Source organism: Streptomyces sp. NPDC048473, from assembly GCF_043200155.1.
In the GTDB taxonomy this organism is placed as follows: domain Bacteria; phylum Actinomycetota; class Actinomycetes; order Streptomycetales; family Streptomycetaceae; genus Streptomyces.
Genome location: NZ_JBICXE010000038.1, coordinates 1 through 18439, shown reverse-complemented (window position 1 = coordinate 18439; position 18439 = coordinate 1). Strand labels below are relative to the sequence as shown.

The following is an 18439-nucleotide window of genomic DNA, read 5'->3' as shown; positions in this document are numbered from 1 at the left end:
ATGAGTCCCGTCCTCGCCGGCGTGCTCCAGCTGCTCGCCCTCATAGCGGCACTGGCACTCGCCTACCGTCCCCTCGGCGACTACATGGCCAAGGTCTACTCCTCCGACAAGCACCTGCGTGTGGAGAAGTGGATCTACAAGGGCATCGGCGCCAACCCGAACACGGAGATGCGCTGGCCCGCCTATCTGCGCGGCGTCCTCGCCTTCTCCGCCGTCAGCGTCCTGTTCCTGTATCTGCTGCAGCGTGTCCAGGGCAGCCTGCCCGGCTCGCTCGGCTTCTCCTCGATCGATCCGGACCAGGCGTTCAACACCGCTGCCTCGTTCGTGTCGAACACCAACTGGCAGTCGTACTACGGCGAGCAGGCCATGGGCCATGTCGTGCAGACCGGTGGCCTCGCGGTGCAGAACTTCGTCTCGGCCGCGGTGGGTATCGCGGTCGCGGTGGCGCTGGTGCGGGGCTTCGCCCGCTCGCGCACCGGTGAGCTCGGCAACTTCTGGTCCGACCTGGTGCGCGGCACCGTCCGCATCCTGATCCCGATCTCCGTGATCGGCGCGATCGTCCTGGTCGCGGCCGGCGCGATCCAGAACTTCGCCGGGATCCACGAGGTCGGCCAGTTCATGGGCGGCTCGCAGCAGTGGAACGGCGGAGCGGTCGCCTCCCAGGAAACAATCAAGGAGCTGGGCACCAACGGCGGCGGTTACTTCAACGCCAACTCGGCCCACCCCTTCGAGAACCCCAACGCCTTCTCCAACCTCTTCGAGATCTTCCTGATCCTGCTGATCCCGTTCGCGCTGACCCGCACTTTCGGAAAGATGGTCGGCAGCATCAAGCAGGGCTACGCGATCCTCGCCACCATGGCCACCATCTGGATCGGGTTCACCGCGCTGATGATGTGGACCGAGTTCCACCACGGCGGACCGGCGTTCGACATCGCGGGCGGGGCGATGGAGGGCAAGGAGACCCGCTTCGGGGTCGGCGGATCGTCGATCTTCGCGGTGGCCACCACGCTCACCTCGACGGGGGCGGTGGACTCGTTCCACTCCTCGTTCACCGGCTTCGGCGGCGGCATCACCATGCTGGGCATGCAGCTCGGCGAGATCGCCCCCGGTGGTACCGGCTCCGGCCTCTACGGCATGCTGATCATGGCGATCATCGCGGTGTTCATCGCGGGTCTGATGGTCGGCCGTACCCCCGAGTACCTCGGCAAGAAGATCGGCACCCGCGAGATCAAGCTCGCGGCCTGCTACATCCTGATCACCCCGGCGCTGGTGCTCATCTTCACCGCCGCGGCGATGGCTCTGCCGACCCCGGGCAACTCGATGACCAACTCGGGCGCGCACGGCTTCTCCGAGATCCTGTACGCCTACAGCTCGGGTGCCAACAACAACGGTTCGGCCTTCGCGGGTCTGAACGCGGACACGCAGTGGTTCAACACCACGATCGGGCTGGCCATGCTGCTCGGACGGTTCCTTCCCATGGTGTTCGTCCTCGCCCTGGCCGGTTCGCTCGCCGAGCAGAAGCCGGTCCCGGCGACGGCAGGCACGCTTCGTACCGAGAAGCCGCTGTTCACGGGTCTCCTCGTAGGCGCGATTCTGATCATCACCGGTCTGACCTACTTCCCGGCGCTGGCGCTGGGTCCGCTGGCCGAGGGGCTGGCGTCATGACCACTCGTATAGAGAAGCAAGAGGACACTGTGTCCACGACTACTCCCACTCGGGCGCCGCACAGCGACGTGCCCACGGGGCACAAGGATGAAGGACGTGTCGGCGCGGGTCTGTTCGACCCGAAGCAGCTGATCAAGTCGCTGCCGGACGCCGTCCGCAAGCTCGACCCGCGGGTGATGGTCAAGTCCCCCGTGATGTTCGTGGTCCTCGTCGGCTCCATGCTGACGACGATCTTTTCCTTCAAGGACCCGAGCGACTGGTTCGGCTGGGTGATCAGCGCCTGGCTGTGGCTGACCGTGATCTTTGCCAACCTGGCGGAGGCGGTGGCCGAGGGACGTGGCAAGGCTCAGGCGGACACGCTCAGGAAGGCCAAGACGGACACGGTCGCCCGCCGGCTGGTGGGGGACCGCGAGGAGCAGGTGCCCGGCACCGAGCTGCGCGTGGGCGACCTGGTCGTCTGCGAGGCGGGCGACATCATCCCCGGCGACGGTGACGTCGTCGAGGGTGTCGCTTCGGTCGATGAGTCGGCCATCACCGGTGAGTCGGCTCCGGTCATCCGCGAGTCCGGCGGTGACCGGTCCGCGGTGACCGGCGGTACCAAGGTCCTCTCCGACCGCATCGTCATCAAGATCACGACGAAGCCGGGCGAGACCTTCATCGACCGGATGATCGCCCTGGTCGAGGGCGCCGCTCGGCAGAAGACGCCCAATGAGATCGCGCTGAACATCCTGCTCGCGTCGCTGACGATCGTCTTCCTGCTCGCCTGCACCACGCTGCCGCCGTTCGCCGACTATGCGGGCACGCACCTCACGATGGTCGTGCTGGTGGCCCTTCTGGTCTGTCTGATCCCGACGACGATCGGCGCGCTGCTCTCCGCGATCGGTATCGCGGGCATGGACCGGCTGGTCCAGCGCAACGTACTCGCCATGTCCGGAAGGGCCGTTGAGGCCGCAGGCGACGTGTCGACCCTGCTCCTCGACAAGACCGGAACCATCACCCTCGGCAACCGCCAGGCCTCCGAATTCGTGCCGGTCACCGGCACCACCGAGGCTGAGGTGGCCGACGCCGCCCAACTGTCCTCGCTGGCCGACGAGACGCCCGAGGGCCGCTCCATCGTCGTACTGGCAAAGGGGAAGTACGGGCTGCGCGAGCGGCACCAGGGCGAGCTGTCCGGAGCCGAGTGGATCGCCTTCACCGCCCAGACCCGTATGTCGGGTGTGGACGTCGACGGGCGCAAGATCCGCAAGGGTGCTGCCGGCTCGGTCATCGCCTGGGTCCACGAGCAGGGCGGAGAGGTGTCCGAGGACGCCGATACCCTCGCCAACCGGATCTCCGAGGCGGGCGGCACCCCGCTGCTCGTTGCCGTCGAAGACACGGACGGCGCTCGCGTGCTGGGTGTCATCCACCTCAAGGACGTCGTCAAGGAAGGCATGCGGGAGCGGTTCGACGAGCTGCGCCGCATGGGCATCAAGACCGTCATGATCACGGGTGACAACCCGCTGACGGCCAAGGCGATCGCCGAGGAGGCAGGCGTCGACGACTTCCTCGCGGAGGCGACTCCCGAGGACAAGATGGCGCTGATCAAGCGGGAGCAGGCGGGCGGCAAGCTCGTCGCGATGACCGGTGACGGCACGAACGATGCGCCGGCCCTGGCGCAGGCGGACGTGGGTGTCGCGATGAACACGGGTACGTCGGCCGCCAAGGAGGCCGGCAACATGGTCGACCTCGACTCCAACCCGACCAAGCTCATTGAGATCGTGGAGATCGGCAAGCAACTCCTCATCACCCGGGGCGCGCTGACGACGTTCTCCATCGCCAACGACGTCGCGAAGTACTTCGCGATCATCCCGGCGATGTTCGCGGTGGTCTACCCCGGCCTCGACAAGCTGAACATCATGCAGCTGTCCTCGCCCGACTCCGCGATCCTGTCCGCGGTCATCTTCAACGCGCTGGTCATCATCGCGCTGGTGCCGCTGGCCCTGCGGGGTGTGCAGTACCGGCCGGTGAGCGCCGACAAGATGCTCCGCCGCAACCTCGGGATCTATGGTCTCGGCGGGCTCGTCGCGCCCTTCATCGGCATCAAGATCATCGACCTGATCATCTCCCTCATCCCCGGAATCGGCTGATCGCCATGAACAACTCGGTTACGAACACTGCCCGGTTGCTCTGGGCCGGCCTGCGCGCCCTCCTGGTGCTCACCGTGGTGACGGGCGTCCTCTACCCGCTCGCCGTCACCGGCGTCGCCCAGGGCCTGTTCTCGGACAAGGCGAACGGCTCGGAGATCAAGGCGAACGGCAAGGTCGTCGGCTCCTCGCTGATCGGCCAGTCCTACAACTTGCCGCTGAAAAAGGGGCAGGAGACCCCGGAGCCGGACCTCAAGTGGTTCCAGCCCCGCCCGTCCAACGGCCTCGGCGCCAACAGCGTCAACACCCAGTACAAGCTGATCCTGTCCGGCGCCACCAACCGTTCCGGTGACAACAAGGACCTGATCGACTGGGTGACCGCAGCCAAGAAGGCCGTCATCAAGGACAACTCGGTGAACGGCTACACGGTCAAGCCCTCAGACGTACCCGCCGACGCGGTGACGTCCTCCGGCTCCGGCCTGGACCCGGACATCTCCCCGGCCTACGCCGACCTTCAGGTCCACCGCATCGCGGAGAAGAACAACCTGTCCGTCGCCCAGGTGCAGAAGCTGGTCAAGGCCCAGACCGACGGCCGCGCCCTCGGCTTCATCGGCGAACCCCGCGTCAACGTCCTCGAACTCAACATCGCGCTCAAGGAACTCGTGGTGAAGAGCTGATGGTCTTAGAGGGACCGCCCCCCAATTGCCGGTCCCTCTTACGTGCACCACGCGGGAGTTGGCGGACGGGGCGACACCTCCGATTCGTCAACTCCCGCCGCCATGAGGCCGGTTCCTCAGGCTTCGGCCCTCCGCACAACCTGGAAAGGCGGACACCGATGCCCTGGGTACTGGTGGTGGAGGACGATCCTCAGCTCGTCCGGGCCCTCGTGATCAACCTGCAGGCCCGCCAGTACGGAGTGGAGCCCGCGCCCGACGGCGCCACCGGCCTACGCCTCGCCGCCGCGCGCCGGCCTGACGTGGTCATACTCGACCTGGGCCTGCCGGACATGGACGGAGTGGACGTCATCAAGACGCTGCGCGGCTGGACCCGCGTGCCGATCCTGGTGCTGTCCGCCCGGCGGGCCTCGGACGAGAAGGTCGCCGCGCTCGACGCGGGCGCCGACGACTACATCACCAAGCCGTTCAGCATGGACGAACTACTGGCCCGGCTGCGGGCCGCCGTCCGCCGCACGGAGACCGCGCCGCTCACCCCCGAAGCCGTCCTCGTCGCGACGGACGACTTCACCATCGACCTGCTGGCCAAGAAGGCCACCCGAGGCAGACAAGACGTACACCTCACCCCGACCGAATGGCACCTGCTGGAGATCCTGGTCACCAACCCCGGGCGTCTCATCACGCAGAAACACCTGCTCCAGGAGGTGTGGGGCACCTCCCAGAGCAACAAGACCAACTATCTCCGCGTCTACATGGCCCAACTGCGCCGCAAACTGGAGACGAACCCCGCCCACCCCCGTTACCTCATCACCGAGCCCGGCATGGGATACCGCTTCGAGAACTGAATCGGGCTTCGAGACCGTCCCCGGCACCCCCACAGGGTCCGCCCGTAGAGACGAAGAAACGAGAAGATGGCACGCGGCAAGCTTCGTATATACCTCGGTGCGGCACCAGGCGTCGGCAAGACGTACGCGATGCTCTCCGAGGCACACCGCCGCGTCGAGCGGGGTACCGACTGTGTGGTCGCCTTCGTGGAGCACCACAACCGCCCGCGCACCGAGGTGATGCTGCACGGGCTGGAACAGATCCCCCGCAAGGAGATTGAGTACCGGGGCACCGTCTTCACCGAGATGGACGTGGACGCGGTGCTCTCCCGGAACCCCCGGGTGGCCCTCGTCGACGAGCTGCCCCACACGAACATCCCCGGCTCCCGCAACACCAAGCGCTGGCAGGACGTCGAGGAACTGCTGGCCGCCGGGATCGACGTGATCTCGACGGCCAACATCCAGCACCTGGAGTCGCTCGGCGACGTCGTCGAGTCCATCACCGGCATCCGGCAGCAGGAGACCGTACCGGACGAGACCGTACGACGGGCCGACCAGATCGAGCTGGTCGACATGTCGCCCGCTGCCCTGCGCCGCCGCATGGCGCACGGCAACATCTACAAGCCGGACAAGGTCGACGCGGCTCTGTCGAACTACTTCCGGCCCGGAAACCTGACCGCCCTGCGCGAGTTGGCGCTGCTGTGGGTGGCCGACCGGGTCGACGAATACCTGACCGAGTACCGCAGCGAGCATCGAGTATCGAAGATCTGGGGCTCCCGTGAGCGGATCGTCGTCGGCCTCACCGGCGGTCCCGAGGGCCGCACGCTGATCCGCCGTGCCGTGCGGCTGGCGGAGAAGGGCGCGGGCGGCGAGGTGCTCGCCGTCTACATCTCCCGCAGCGACGGACTGACCAACGCCTCGCCCAAGGAACTGGCCGTCCAGCGCACCCTAGTGGAGGAACTGGGCGGCACCTTCCACCACGTCATCGGGGACGACGTACCGACGGCGCTCCTGGACTTCGCCCGCGGCGTCAACGCCACCCAGATCGCCCTCGGGGTGTCCCGGCGCAAGGGATGGCAGTACGTCTTCGGGCCGGGCGTCGGCGCGACGGTAGCCCGGGAGTCGGGGCCCGACCTCGACGTCCACCTCATCACGCACGACGAGGCGGGCAAGGGGCGCGGGCTGCCCGTGGCCCGGAGTGCACGGCTGGGCCGCCCCCGGGTCATCTGGGGCTGGCTGGTCGGGGTGGCCGGCCCGGCCCTCCTGACGCTGCTGCTCACCGGCGTCACGTCTGAAGTCGGCCTGGCCAACGACATGCTGCTGTTCCTGACGCTGACGGTGGCCGCGGCCCTGCTGGGCGGGCTCTACCCGGCGCTGGCCTCGGCAGTGGTGGGCTCCTTGCTGCTGAACTGGTTCTTCACCCCGCCTGTCCACACCCTGACGATCGCCGACCCCAAGAACATCGTCGCTATCGCGATCTTCGTCGGCGTTGCCGTCTCGGTGGCTTCCGTGGTGGACCTCGCGGCCCGGCGCACGCATCAGGCTGCGCGGCTGCGCGCCGAGTCGGAGATCCTGTCTTTCCTGGCCGGCAGCGTGCTGCGTGGGGAGACCAGCCTGGAGGCACTGTTGGAGCGGGTCCGCGAGACCTTCGGCATGGAGTCGGTGGCGCTGCTGGAGCGGGAGAGCGACGTGGCCCCGTGGACCTGCGCCGGCAGCGTGGGCCCGGGCCTGCGCGTCGAGCGGCCGGAGGACGCGGACGCGGACATGCCGGTCGGCGACCGCATGGCGCTGGCCCTGTCGGGGCGGGTGCTGCCGGCCGAGGACCGGCGGGTCCTGGCTGCGTTCGCCGCCCAGGCCGCGGTGGTCCTGGATCGCCGGCGGCTGAAGTCCGATGCCGACCAGTCTCGCGCGCTGGCCGAAGGCAGCCGCATCCGCACCGCGCTGCTGGCCGCGGTCAGCCACGATCTGCGTACCCCGCTCGCCGGGATCAAGGCCGCCGTGTCCTCGCTGCGGTCCGACGACGTGGCCTGGTCCGAGGAGGACCAGGAGGAGCTGCTGGAGGGCATTGAGGAGGGCGCCGACCGGCTGGACCACCTGGTGGGCAACTTGCTGGACATGTCCCGCCTTCAGACCGGCACGGTCACCCCGCTGATCCGCGAGATCGACCTCGACGAGGTGGTGCCGATGGCGCTCGGTGGGGTTCCCGAGGACAGCGTGGACCTGGAGATCCCGGAAACCCTGCCGATGGTCGCCGTCGACCCCGGCCTGCTGGAGCGGTCGGTCGCCAACCTGGTGGAGAACGCGGTGAAGTACAGCCCCGCAGGCGAGCGGGTCCTGGTGTCCGCCAGTGCCATCGCCGACCGGGTGGAGGTGCGGGTGGTCGACCGTGGCCCTGGTGTCCCGGACGAGGCCAAGGACCGTATCTTCGAGCCCTTCCAGCGTTACGGCGACGCCCCGCGCGGGGCGGGCGTCGGCCTCGGTCTCGCGGTGGCCCGCGGCTTCGCCGAGGCCATGCACGGCACATTGAACGCCGAGGACACCCCCGGCGGCGGACTCACCATGGTCCTCACCGTCCCGGCCGCGTCCGGCCTCCAGCCGGTCCGCCCCGACCTTCCGGCGGACGCCACCTCCTAGCCGGCCCTGGGCCCGGCCGTGCGAGCCGCACGGTCCCGGCAGCAACCCGGCACAGAGGATTCCCCGCCGAAGCTCGGAGCCTTGGCGCGTCCTTGACGCGCCTTGCGTGGTGGCCCGGCCACACTGGCCTCGAACAGCCCCCATCCCGCTGCACCCTGCACCGCGAGGTCCCCATGGCGTACGGCTTGGCCCGCCGCGAACTGCGGCCGAAGGTTCCGTTGCGGCCCGGGGAAGGCGAACGGCACCACCTGACCAGTCTCGAAGGGCTCGCCGCGCTGTCCCTGGACGCGCTGAGTTCGGTCGCGTACGGGCCCGAGGCGATCGTGCTTGTCCTGATCGCGGCCGGGACGGGGGCGCTGACAGCCACGCTGCCGGTGACGCTGGTCATCGCCGCGCTGCTGGCCGTGCTCGTCGTGTCGTACGGGCAGGTGATCGCTGTGCATCCGGACGGGGGTGGCGCCTACGCGGTGGCGAAGAAGGACCTCGGGCCCAGTACGAGTCTCCTCGCGGCGGCCAGTCTCGTCGTGGACTACGTGCTGACCGTGACCGTCAGCCTGGCGGCGGGCGCGGCCAGTCTCGCCTCCGCCTTTCCCTCGCTCGGATCGCATCTGCTCGAAATCTGTCTCGCCGGGCTCGCGCTGCTCACCCTCGTGAATCTGCGAGGTGTGGCCGAGAGCGCCCGGGTGCTGATGCTGCCCACCATGCTGTTCATCGTGAGCATCCTCGGCATCATCGTGCTCGGTCTGCTGCGCGACCACCCTGCGGCTGTCGTCGGGACCGCCCACCCCGTCCATGCCACCCAGGCGTTGGGGGTGCTGCTGCTCCTGAAGGCGTTCTCCTCCGGCTGCTCGGCGCTGACCGGAGTGGAGGCCATCGCCAACGGCGTGCCCGCGTTCCGCGAGCCGCGCGTGAAGCGGGCGCAGCGCACCGAGCTGATGCTGGGCGCGTTGCTCGGGCTGATGCTGATCGGCCTGGCGGTGCTGATCCGCCGTGACCATGTGGCCCCGCGCGGCGGTGTAACCGTACTCGCGCAGTTGACGGCCGGCTCGTACGGGACGGGCTGGGCGTACTACGCGACCAACCTCATTGTCACGCTGGCGCTCGCGTTCGCCGCCAACACGAGTTTCGGAGGTCTGCCCGTCCTGATGAGCCTGCTGGCCAAGGACCACCGGCTGCCGCATCTGTTCGGGCTGCGCAAGGAACGCCCCGTCTACCGCTGGGGCGTGGTGGCCCTGGCCCTGCTCGCGGCGCTGCTGCTGATCGCCGTGAACGCCGACACGCACCGGATGATCCCGCTGTTCGCGATCGGCGTGTTCATCGGCTTCACCATCAGCCAGATCGGGCTCGTACGGCACTGGGCGGGGCAGCGGCCGCGCGGCTGGCTCCGGCGTGCGGTGCTCAACGGCGTCGGCGCGGTGCTGACCACCGTGGCATTGCTGGTCCTGCTGACCACCAAGTTCCTCGAAGGGGCCTGGGTGGTGGTCGTGGCCATTCCGCTGCTGATGCTGCTGTTCGCCCGCGTCCAGCGGTACTACACGGCGGTCGGCCTGGAACTCGGGCTCGGTGAGGTTCCGCCGCCGCTCCGCGTCACCGGCTCCCTCGTCATCGTGCCGGTCGGCGAGGTCAGCAAGCTCACCCAGCACGCGTTGACGGCCGCCCGAGCCCTGGGTCACGACGTCGTGGCGGTCGCCGTGCAGGCCGATCCCGCCAAGGTCAGTGCCCTGGAGGAAAGTTGGAGCCGCTGGAACCCGGGCGTACCTCTCGACATCATCGACAGCCCGCAGCGCTCGCTCGTGCAGCCGATTGTCGAGTACGTCCAGCGGGCGGCGGAGGGGGGACAGCAGATCGCCGTCCTCATCCCCGAGGTGGAGCCCCTCCACCGCCGGTACCAGATCTTGCAGAACCAGCGCGGCCTCCTGCTGGCCGCCGCGCTGAGGGCGCGTACCGATGTCGTCGTGTGCGTCGTGCCGTACCGGCTGAACCTGTGAGGGATCGCAGGCTCAGCCGGTACCCGGGCGGCTACAGCAGTCCGTCGGCGATGGTGCCGAGGGAGAGTGCCGGAAGGAAGTTGAGCAGCGCCAGGACGACGGCCGCCGCGGTGGCCAGGACGACGAAGTTGGCGCCCTGGGCGCGCAGCGTGCCGACCGTGACGACGCCCGGCTGCTGCCTGGCGAGGCGTCCGGCCAGGGCCAGGACGCAGAGGATCGGGAGGTAGCGGCCGGCCAGCATCGCGAACACCATCAGCAGGTTGTGGAAGTCGGTGGCGCCGTTGAAGCCCGCCATCGCGCTGCCGTTGCTGTTGGTGTTGCTGGTGTAGGCGTAGATGAGTTCGGTCAGGCCGTGCGCTCCCGGGTTGCCCATCGAGGTCTGGCCGTCGCCGAAGGCGAGCGCGATCCCCGTGCACGCGAGGATCACGGTGGGCGGGATCAGCGCGTACACGACGACCCAGCGCATCTCCGCGTACCCGATCCGCTTGCGCAGGTATTCGGGTGTGCGGCCGACCATCAGGCCGCCGATGAAGACGGCCACCAGGACGACCACGATCAGGCCGTAGAGGCCGCTGCCGGTGCCGCCGGGGGCGATCTCGCCGAGCATCATCGCGGACAGCAGCACCCCGCCGCCGATGCTGGAGAAGCTGTCGTACGAGGAGTTGGCGGCGCCGTCCGCGGAGCCCGTGGCCGCCACGCCGAAGAGCGTGGAGCCGGGGATGCCGAAGCGGGCCTCGGTGCCTTCGTACTGTCCGCCGACCGCCTGGGTGACCGTGCCGGTGTGGGCGCTCTGCGCGAGCGTGCCCGCGGCGAGCAGCAGGCCGAAGAGGATGCCGACGACCGTGAGCAGCGTCCAGCTCTGCTTCAGGCTGCCGATCATCCGGCCGAACATGCGGATGCAGGCTGTCGGGATGAGCAGCATCAGCACGATCTCGAAGGCGTTGGTCCACGCCGAAGGGTTCTCGAAGGGGTGGGCGCTGTTGGCGTTGAAGACGCCGCCGCCGTCGCCGGTGAACAGCTTGATCGGTTCCCAGGAGGCGACCGGTCCGTCGAGGATCGTCTGCTTGCCGCCCGCGACCGTGGTGACGGTGTGTCCGGCGCCGAGGCTCTGGATGACGCCGCCCGCCATCAGGATCAGCCCGCCGACGACCGCCATCGGGACCAGGATGCAGAAGATCGTACGCAGCAGGTCGACCCAGAAGTTGCCGAGGTCTTCCGTGCTGCGCCGGACCAGACCCCGGATCAGGGCGAGGGCGGCGCAGAGGGCGACGGCCGCCGACGCGAAGGCCTGGACGCCCAGGCCCGCCATGACGGCGAGATGCCCGGTGGTCGACTCGCCCGCGTAGTTCTGCCAGCTGGTGTTGGTCGTGAAGGAGACGGCGGTGTGCAGCGCGAGCCGCCACGGCATGCCCTCGTGCCCCGTCGCCCAGGGCAGCTTGCCCTGCAGGGTGAAGAGGGCGAAGAGCGCCGCGATGCTCATGACGGAGAAGGCGAGCAGGGCGGTCAGATAGTGCCGCCAGGTCTGTTCCCTGTCAGGGTCGATTCCGCAGACGCGGTAGAGGGCCTTCTCTCCCCGGCTGTGCTTGTTTCGGTCCCCGCCGTCGAGTACGCGGGCCATGTAGTCGCCGAGGGGGACGTGCAGCCCCACGACCACGGCGAGGACGAGCGATGCCTGGATCCAGGCCGCCATGATCAGGCTCCCTGCTTCGGAGACGTCGAAGACGTCGGATACCCACGGTCGAGAGCGATGTTGAGCTCCACGACATTGACGCCCGGCCGGCCGAGCACACCGAGCGCGCGCCCGGTGGTGTACTTGTCGATTAGCTTGCGGACGTCGGCCACGCTCATGGACCGCTCACGCGCGATCCGCGGCGCCTGGAGCTTCGCGTACGCCGGGCTGATGTGCGGGTCGAGGCCGCTGCCGCTCGCGGTGACCGCGTCGGCGGGGACCTTCGGGCCGGCCGGGGCGTCGCCGCGCACGGGGACGGTCACGGCGCGGCTGTAGTCCTTGCCGGGCTTGGCGCACTCGACGCCAACTCCCTTGTAGGTGGCGAGGAACGGTTTCGACGGGCAGGGCTGGTTGAGGCTGACGACCTTGGTGATACCGCCGCTCGTGCCGCCGCCGTGGAAGACGCCGAGGACCGCGCCGACGCCCTCGTCCGTGCAGTACGGGCGCGAGCCGTCGACGCCTTACAGGTCGCCGACCGACTTGCTGCGCCCGCACACCAGGGTGAGCAGGCTCGGCCTGTCTTCGGTGTCCACGACGGACTCGGGGCCCTGGTTGCCGGCCCCGGACGCCGTGGCGTCGTATCCCGTACCGGCGTTGGAGGGCCGGGACTGGAAGTACGTCTTGATCGGGTTTCCCTTGGAGTCGGTGAAGGACTGGCCGATCAGTGAGGAGCCGGCCGGTGTGCCGTCGGTACCGGTGACCTCGGACTTGCCGTCCAGGCCCGGGACTTGGGCCGCTGCGGTCATGACCAGCGGATAGATCAGACCGGTCAGCACCGTGAGGACGAGGACCACCCGGAGCGCTGCGATGTGCTGGGCGAGCCAGTGCGGGATGCGTGTCATGGTCAGATCCCCGGGATGAACTGGACGAGGGCGAAGTCGATGAACTTGATGGCCAGGAACGGGGCGATCACGCCGCCGAGTCCGTAGATCCACAGATTGCGGGTGAGCAGGGCCGAGGCGCTGCTCGGCCGGTAGCGCACGCCGCGCAGCGCGAGCGGGATCAGCGCCACGATGACCACCGCGTTGAAGACGACCGCGGAGAGGATCGCGGACAGCGGCGAGTGCAGATCCATGATGTTGAGCCGGTCGAGCCCCGGGTACACCGCGGCGAACATCGCGGGCAGGATCGCGAAGTACTTGGCGATGTCGTTGGCGATGGAGAAGGTCGTCAATGCGCCCCGGGTGACGAGGAGTTGTTTGCCGATCTCGATGATCTTCGTGGGGTCGGAGTCGAGGTCGACCATGTTGCCGGCCTCCTTGGCGGCCGACGTACCCGTGTTCATTGCCACGCCGACGTCCGCCTGCGCGAGAGCGGGCGCGTCGTTGGTGCCGTCGCCCGTCATCGCGATGAGGTGACCGTCGGCCTGCTCGCGCTTGATCAGCTCGAGCTTGTCCTCGGGCGTCGCCTCGGCCAGGAAGTCGTCGACGCCCGCTTCCTCGGCGATCGCCTTGGCGGTCACCGGGTTGTCGCCCGTGACCATCACCGTACGGATGCCCATCCGGCGCAGCTCGGCGAAGCGTTCGCGCAGGCCGGGCTTGACGACGTCCTTGAGGTGGACGACGCCGAGCACCTCGGCGGCACCATTGCTTCGCACCTCCGCCACGGCCAGCGGCGTGCCGCCGGACGCGGATACCTGCTCCACGGTCGCCTCAAGCGCGACCGGGACCTCGCCGCCCTGCTCGCGCACCCAGGCCGCGACCGAGGCCGCCGCGCCCTTGCGCAGTCGCCGGCCGCCGGGGAGATCGACTCCGGACATGCGAGTGGCGGCGGTGAACGGCACCCACTCGGCGCCATTCGCGGTCCGCTCGGTCAACTGGTGCTTCTCGTAGGCGAATTCGACGATGGACCGGCCCTCGGGTGTCTCGTCGGCCAGGCTGGACAGCAGCGAGGCCCTCGCCAGCCTCTCCATCGGGACGGCCCCGACCGGCAGGAACGCGCTCGCCCGCCGGTTGCCGAAGGTGATCGTGCCGGTCTTGTCGAGCAGCAGGGTGTTGATATCGCCCGCGGCCTCGACTGCCCGTCCGGACATGGCCAGTACGTTCCTCTGCACCAGTCGGTCCATGCCCGCGATGCCGATCGCCGAGAGCAGCGCACCGATGGTCGTCGGAATCAGACAGACCAGGAGCGAGACCAGCACGATGGAGGTGACGCCGTCCGCGGTCAGCGCCGCGGTGTCGTGCGCGGCGGCCATCGCATCCTTGGAGAAGATCGCCATCGGCTGCAGGGTCACGACTGCGACCAGGAAAACGAAGGTCAGCATGACCAGCAGCAGGTTGAGCGCCAGCTCGTTGGGGGTCTTCTGCCGGTTGGCGCCCTCGACCAGGGCGATCATCCGGTCCAGGAAGCTCTCTCCGGGCTCTTGGGTGATCCGTACGACCAGGCGGTCGGAGAGTACCCGGGTGCCGCCGGTGACAGCGCTGCGACCGCCCCCGGATTCGCGGATGACCGGCGCGGATTCACCGGTTATGGCGGACTCGTCGACGCTCGCGGCGCCCTCGATGACGTCGCCGTCACCGGGAATCAGTTCCCCGGCCGGTACGGACACGAGGTCGCCGCGCCTGAGCTCGGAGGCGGCGACGGCCTCTTCGACGTAAGAGTCCTCCGCCGCGCCTGGCTCCCAGCCCGCGAGCCGCCGTGCGGTGGTCTGCTGCCGGGTCTTGCGCAGAGTGTCGGCCTGCGCCTTGCCGCGGCTCTCGGCCACGGCCTCGGCGAGGTTGGCGAAGACCACCGTCAGCCACAGCCAGCCGGTGATCAGCCAGCCGAAGAGACTGGAGTGGACGACCGCTATGCCGGTGGTGAGCGCGGCGCCGACCTCGGTGACGAACATGACCGGATTGCGGAACAGGGTCACCGGATTCAGCTTGCGGAGCGCCTGGGGGAGCGCGAGCCACAGCTGCTTGGGATCGAGCATTCCGGCACCGACCCGGCGCGGCCGCTCTTCGCGCGGAGGTGGCGCGTCGTGGACGGGGGCGGGTTCGACCGTGGCGGGGGCGGACATCAGAACTTCTCCGGCTTGATCAAGGCAAAGATCAGATAGGCGAGCAAGGCGACGGCCACGACCAGGCCGACGGTGTTTTCGGTGGTCATCGCGACCTCGTCCTCACACATGGGGGTATGCGAATAGGGGGCATTTGGCGTGTTTCGGGCCGCCCGTGGCGTGCGCCGAGCGGCCTCCGCCGAGCGAAGGCTTCGGCGGAGGCACGGTGGACGGGGCCCGGCGCTACAGGCCGACGTCCCGGCGGCTCATGTCGTCCAGCGATTCGCGGCGTACGAGCACGCGCGCGGTGCCGTCGGACACGGCGACGACGGGCGGTCGGCCGACCAGGTTGTAACCGGAGGCCATGGAGAGGTGGTAGGCCCCGGCCGCCGGAACGGCGAGGAGGTCGCCGGGGCGTATGTCGCCCGGGAGCGCCACGTCGTCGGCCAGCACGTCGCCGGCTTCGCAGTGCCGGCCCACGACGGTGACGAGGCGGGGCGGCGCCGACGAGGGGCGGCCGATGAGGCGGGGCGCGTACTGCACGCCGTAGAGCGCGGGCCGGGGGTTGTCGCTCATGCCGCCGTCGACGGCGACGAAGGTGTGCCGGCCGGTGCGCTTGACGGCGAGCACATGGTAGACGGCGACTCCGGCCGGTCCGACGACCGCGCGGCCGGGCTCCAAGGTGAGCCGGGGCACGGGGAGCCCGGCGCGGGCGCAGCCGTCCTCGAGCTCGGCGCGGACCCGCCCGGCCAGCACGGCCACGTTCATGCTCTCCTCGCCGGGCCGGTAGGCGATGGCGTGGCCGCCGCCGATGTTCAGCTGGGGGAGGGTGATGCCGTGCTGGTCCCTGATCCGGGCCATCAGGCCGACCATGCGCCGCACGGCGACGACGTACGGCTTGACCGTGGCGATCTGCGAGCCGATGTGGCAGTGCAGGCCGACGAGTTCCAGGTGCGGCTGGTCGAGTATCCGGGTGATCGCGTGCTGCGCGGATCCGTCCGTGATCGACAGGCCGAACTTCTGGTCGTCGGTGCCGGTGCGGACCTTGGCGTGCCCGCCGGCCGCGATGCCCGGGACCACCCGCACCATGACCTTCTGGCGGGTGTCGGCGGGGGTGATCGCGGCGAGGCGGGCGATCTCGGAGGCGCTGTCCACGACGATGCGTCCGACACCGAGCTGAAGGGCGGTGCGCAGGTCCTCGGGGCTCTTGGCGTTTCCGTGCATCACGATCTTCTCGGGCGGGAAGCCGGTGGTGACGGCGAGCGCCAGCTCCCCTGCGGAGCAGACGTCCAGGCCCAGGCCCTCTTCTTGCACCCAGTGCGCGAGCGCACGGCACAGGAACGCCTTGGCGGCGTAGACGATGTCGGCTTCGGGGAACGCCGTGCGGTACGTACGGCAGCGCTCGCGGACCTCCTGTTCGTCCAGTACGTAGACGGGGGTGCCGAAGCGGTCGGCCGCCTCGGCGAGGGAGACCCCGCCGACGGAGACGTCCCCGTCGGCCTCGGGGCGGGCGGAGCGGGGCCAGACGGACAGGCCGTCGGTGTCGCCGAGGATCCGGGACAAGGCCTGGGGATCCGAGGGCAGGGAAGCCGGGAGTGACGCCGGAAGCGTGGACGCAAAGGACGACGGAACGGACACTGACATGGCGACTCCTCAGCCGATCAGCAGGTTCAGACACGCGACGACAGCAGCGGCGCCAGTCACTCGCAGGGCACCGACGTGCTGGGGATGCCATGCACGCGAGGAGCTCGCGCGCTCGCTGTCCTTGGAGACCGAATGGGTGGCCGCGGGGGCGGAGAACTGCGGGTCGACGGTGAGGGCAGTAACACCCAGGGGGGCCGCGAGAGCGCGCAGCGCGGGTTCGGAGAGCCTGATGCAGGCCTGGTCCGTGCCCAGAGTGGCGGTGAGCTTCGCCGCCGAGGTGAATCCGACGGCCGTCCGGCCACCCAGGGGGGTGCGGAAGAACCGGGTCGTACAGCCCGAGGGCCCCGACCGGACAGGGACGTGGAGAAGTCCGGCCGGGAAGCGTTCAGAAGGCTCGGGGTCCTCGGGAAACTCGACTGGAGACATGGTGCTGCTCCTTGAAGAAGGCGACTGGCGCCGCCCGGTCGGACCGGCCGGGCGCTCCAGTGAAGCTATGCCCGCCTACCCGGGGATCGGCCCCCTCGCTGACGGATGCTTGACGCGAAGCCCCCTGCCCGTAACGCGACGCTGACGGGGCACGGCGTTCCTGGTCAGCGTGGCGTCAGGGTCTTCGGGCAGAACCCGCAGGGGGCGGCTTCGCTCGCATGACGGGAGGCACAGAGACGAAGTGCGAGGGCGCGCCGTGCGTGGCGGATCCGGACGTCAGGCCGGACGGCTGAGCGTCTGACCGCACGGCATCTTCAAGCCATCACCGAGGTGCCGCAACCCGATACGGTGCCCGACGCCGTTCCGGGGCACCACTGCCCCGGGCACAGCATCAAGCACATGCAGAAGACCCACGAGCGAGTCGTCCTCGCCCTCAGCTACGACGACACGCATGGCGGAGGCCTGACCCCGGCGTGTATTACTGACCCTCGCTGACGAGACCGGCGCGCCCCGACCCGTCAGGACCTGCCGTCCGTCAATTCCCGGATATCGAGCGGCAGTCGCCAGCTGATTCTGCGGCGCACGGAGGTGATTTCGCTCTGCAGGGGCGAGGGCGGTACGGCCAGGACCGGGCAAGCGGCGTGGGCAACGCAGTACCGGGCGGCTGACGGGAACAGAGCGCGGTGCATCCTGCCACGGCATCCCGCGCCGATCACCAGGAGGTCGTCGGCTCGGTCGGCGGTCTCGACCAGTGCGTACCCCGGCTTGCCACGGGCGACCAGGCCTTGAAACGGAACCCCGGGCCCGGCATCGCCGAAGGCCGTGCGCAGAGCGGCAAGCAGCCGCTCGCCCGCCTCCCGCCGGAAGTCGACCACCGGCGGCCGGAACACCGAGCGCCGGTAGGCGAGTTCACCGCCAGGCGGTTCCCAGGCAAGTACGGCCAGCAGTTCGGCGCTGTGACGCCGGGCCTCGCTCGCGGCCCGGTGCAGCGCCACCAGGCTGCCCAGCGAACCACTTACTCCGGCAACGATGCGCCGCCCCTCGGCATCGCCCATCGCTCGATCACCCCTCGCCGTACGTCCACACAGACATCCGAGTCCCATCGAATGGCCTGGGGGCGACAGCGGACCGCTCTATTGGCGCTTACCTGATGTCCGGTGGAGGATTCATAACGCCCTTCTGACGCCTCTCAGAGGGCGTCATGAGGCTTGATGTCGGTTTCATTCTTGGGGTTGGGTGAGGTTCGCTGGTCGCGAGTTCGTAGCCGGCGCTATGGGTGGGGCTGGGCAAACAAGCCGGGTTCGGGCTCGGTGAGGATCCCCCGGCTGACCATGCGCTTGAACTTGAAGCGAATGCCCTCGGTGTTCTTCGGCAGGATGGGCAGGTCGAGGGCCTCGCACAGGTCCCGGGCCCGCATCGACCGGCCGGTTTCGGCGAAGACTTGAGAGGTACCGACAACGCACCCCAGTCGGCCCCCGCCGGGCCGGGCATCGTGCCTCCGACCCCCGCGGAACACCGCTGACGCGGCAGCGGTGGAAAAGAAGGTGCTCCTGCCGCGCGACATCCTGCCGTCTCACGTAGTCAAGAGGGGTATGCACGGGGATCACGGAACAAGAGAACGGTCGGGGGCCGAGTGAAATCAGCACAGGAGGATCAGTACCTGGAGTTCGTGGCCGCGAGGGCGAAGGCGCTGTACCGCTCGGCGTACGTACTCGCGGCCGGCGACACACATCTTGCCGAGGACCTGGTCCA

13 protein-coding genes and 2 pseudogenes are annotated in these 18439 nt (G+C 69.1%); 7 read left to right on the top strand and 8 right to left on the bottom strand.

The window, feature by feature from the left end; translation table 11 throughout:
* The 6 genes from kdpA (ACGFU7_RS37475) to ACGFU7_RS37450 all read left to right on the top strand — a co-directional run bounded on the left by kdpA (ACGFU7_RS37475) (position 1) and on the right by ACGFU7_RS37450 (position 9908).
* A complete protein-coding gene (gene kdpA, locus ACGFU7_RS37475; RefSeq protein ID WP_393702093.1) occupies positions 1-1665 on the top strand; it encodes a potassium-transporting ATPase subunit KdpA in 1665 nt (554 codons plus the stop codon).
* Positions 1662-3791: a potassium-transporting ATPase subunit KdpB gene (gene kdpB / locus ACGFU7_RS37470; RefSeq protein WP_393702091.1), complete on the top strand. Its 2130-nt coding sequence runs from the start codon at positions 1662-1664 to the stop codon at positions 3789-3791. Before kdpA (ACGFU7_RS37475) ends, kdpB (ACGFU7_RS37470) begins: the two co-directional genes overlap by 4 nt.
* Before the next feature lie 5 nt (positions 3792-3796).
* Positions 3797-4465 carry a potassium-transporting ATPase subunit C gene (locus ACGFU7_RS37465; protein ID WP_393702089.1) on the top strand — a complete coding sequence of 223 codons (669 nt, stop codon included), beginning with the start codon at positions 3797-3799 and terminating at the stop codon, positions 4463-4465.
* Positions 4466-4623: 158 nt separating this feature from the next.
* Positions 4624-5307 carry a response regulator gene (locus ACGFU7_RS37460; protein ID WP_393702088.1) on the top strand — a complete coding sequence of 228 codons (684 nt, stop codon included), beginning with the start codon at positions 4624-4626 and terminating at the stop codon, positions 5305-5307.
* Between the two features lie 66 nt (positions 5308-5373).
* Positions 5374-7920, top strand: coding sequence for a DUF4118 domain-containing protein (locus ACGFU7_RS37455; protein WP_393702086.1), 2547 nt, complete (start codon positions 5374-5376; stop codon positions 7918-7920).
* Between the two features lie 173 nt (positions 7921-8093).
* Positions 8094-9908: an APC family permease gene (locus ACGFU7_RS37450; protein ID WP_393702084.1), complete on the top strand. Its 1815-nt coding sequence runs from the start codon at positions 8094-8096 to the stop codon at positions 9906-9908.
* Between the two features lie 31 nt (positions 9909-9939).
* Here ACGFU7_RS37450 and kdpA (ACGFU7_RS37445) read toward each other — a convergent pair whose 3' ends face one another.
* The 8 genes and pseudogenes from kdpA (ACGFU7_RS37445) to ACGFU7_RS37410 form a co-directional block, all read right to left on the bottom strand.
* Entirely contained in the window at positions 9940-11598 is a 1659-nt protein-coding gene (gene kdpA, locus ACGFU7_RS37445) for a potassium-transporting ATPase subunit KdpA (protein WP_393702082.1), read from the bottom strand.
* Between the two features lie 2 nt (positions 11599-11600).
* Positions 11601-11861, bottom strand: a pseudogene (locus ACGFU7_RS37440) (potassium-transporting ATPase subunit C); the annotation flags it as partial.
* A 237-nt stretch (positions 11862-12098) separates the two neighbouring features.
* Positions 12099-12479: a potassium-transporting ATPase subunit C gene (locus tag ACGFU7_RS37435; RefSeq protein ID WP_393702080.1), complete on the bottom strand. Its 381-nt coding sequence runs from the start codon at positions 12477-12479 to the stop codon at positions 12099-12101.
* 2 nt (positions 12480-12481) lie between these two features.
* Positions 12482-14638, bottom strand: coding sequence for a potassium-transporting ATPase subunit KdpB (gene kdpB, locus ACGFU7_RS37430; RefSeq protein ID WP_393702078.1), 2157 nt, complete (start codon positions 14636-14638; stop codon positions 12482-12484).
* A complete protein-coding gene (gene kdpF, locus ACGFU7_RS37425; protein WP_393702077.1) occupies positions 14638-14727 on the bottom strand; it encodes a K(+)-transporting ATPase subunit F in 90 nt (29 codons plus the stop codon). Before kdpF ends, kdpB (ACGFU7_RS37430) begins: the two co-directional genes overlap by 1 nt.
* Positions 14728-14860: 133 nt before the next feature.
* Positions 14861-16261: a diaminopimelate decarboxylase gene (gene lysA, locus ACGFU7_RS37420; RefSeq protein ID WP_393702075.1), complete on the bottom strand. Its 1401-nt coding sequence runs from the start codon at positions 16259-16261 to the stop codon at positions 14861-14863.
* Positions 16262-16270: 9 nt separating this feature from the next.
* Positions 16271-16687, bottom strand: a complete 417-nt coding sequence (locus ACGFU7_RS37415) for an SAV_915 family protein (protein WP_393702073.1) — start codon at positions 16685-16687, stop codon at positions 16271-16273.
* Between the two features lie 518 nt (positions 16688-17205).
* Complete coding sequence (locus tag ACGFU7_RS37410) at positions 17206-17742, bottom strand: universal stress protein (RefSeq protein WP_393702071.1); 537 nt, start codon at positions 17740-17742, stop codon at positions 17206-17208.
* 578 nt (positions 17743-18320) lie between these two features.
* Between ACGFU7_RS37410 and ACGFU7_RS37405 the strand changes: the two are divergent.
* Positions 18321-18439 (top strand): annotated as a pseudogene (locus ACGFU7_RS37405) (SigE family RNA polymerase sigma factor); the annotation flags it as partial.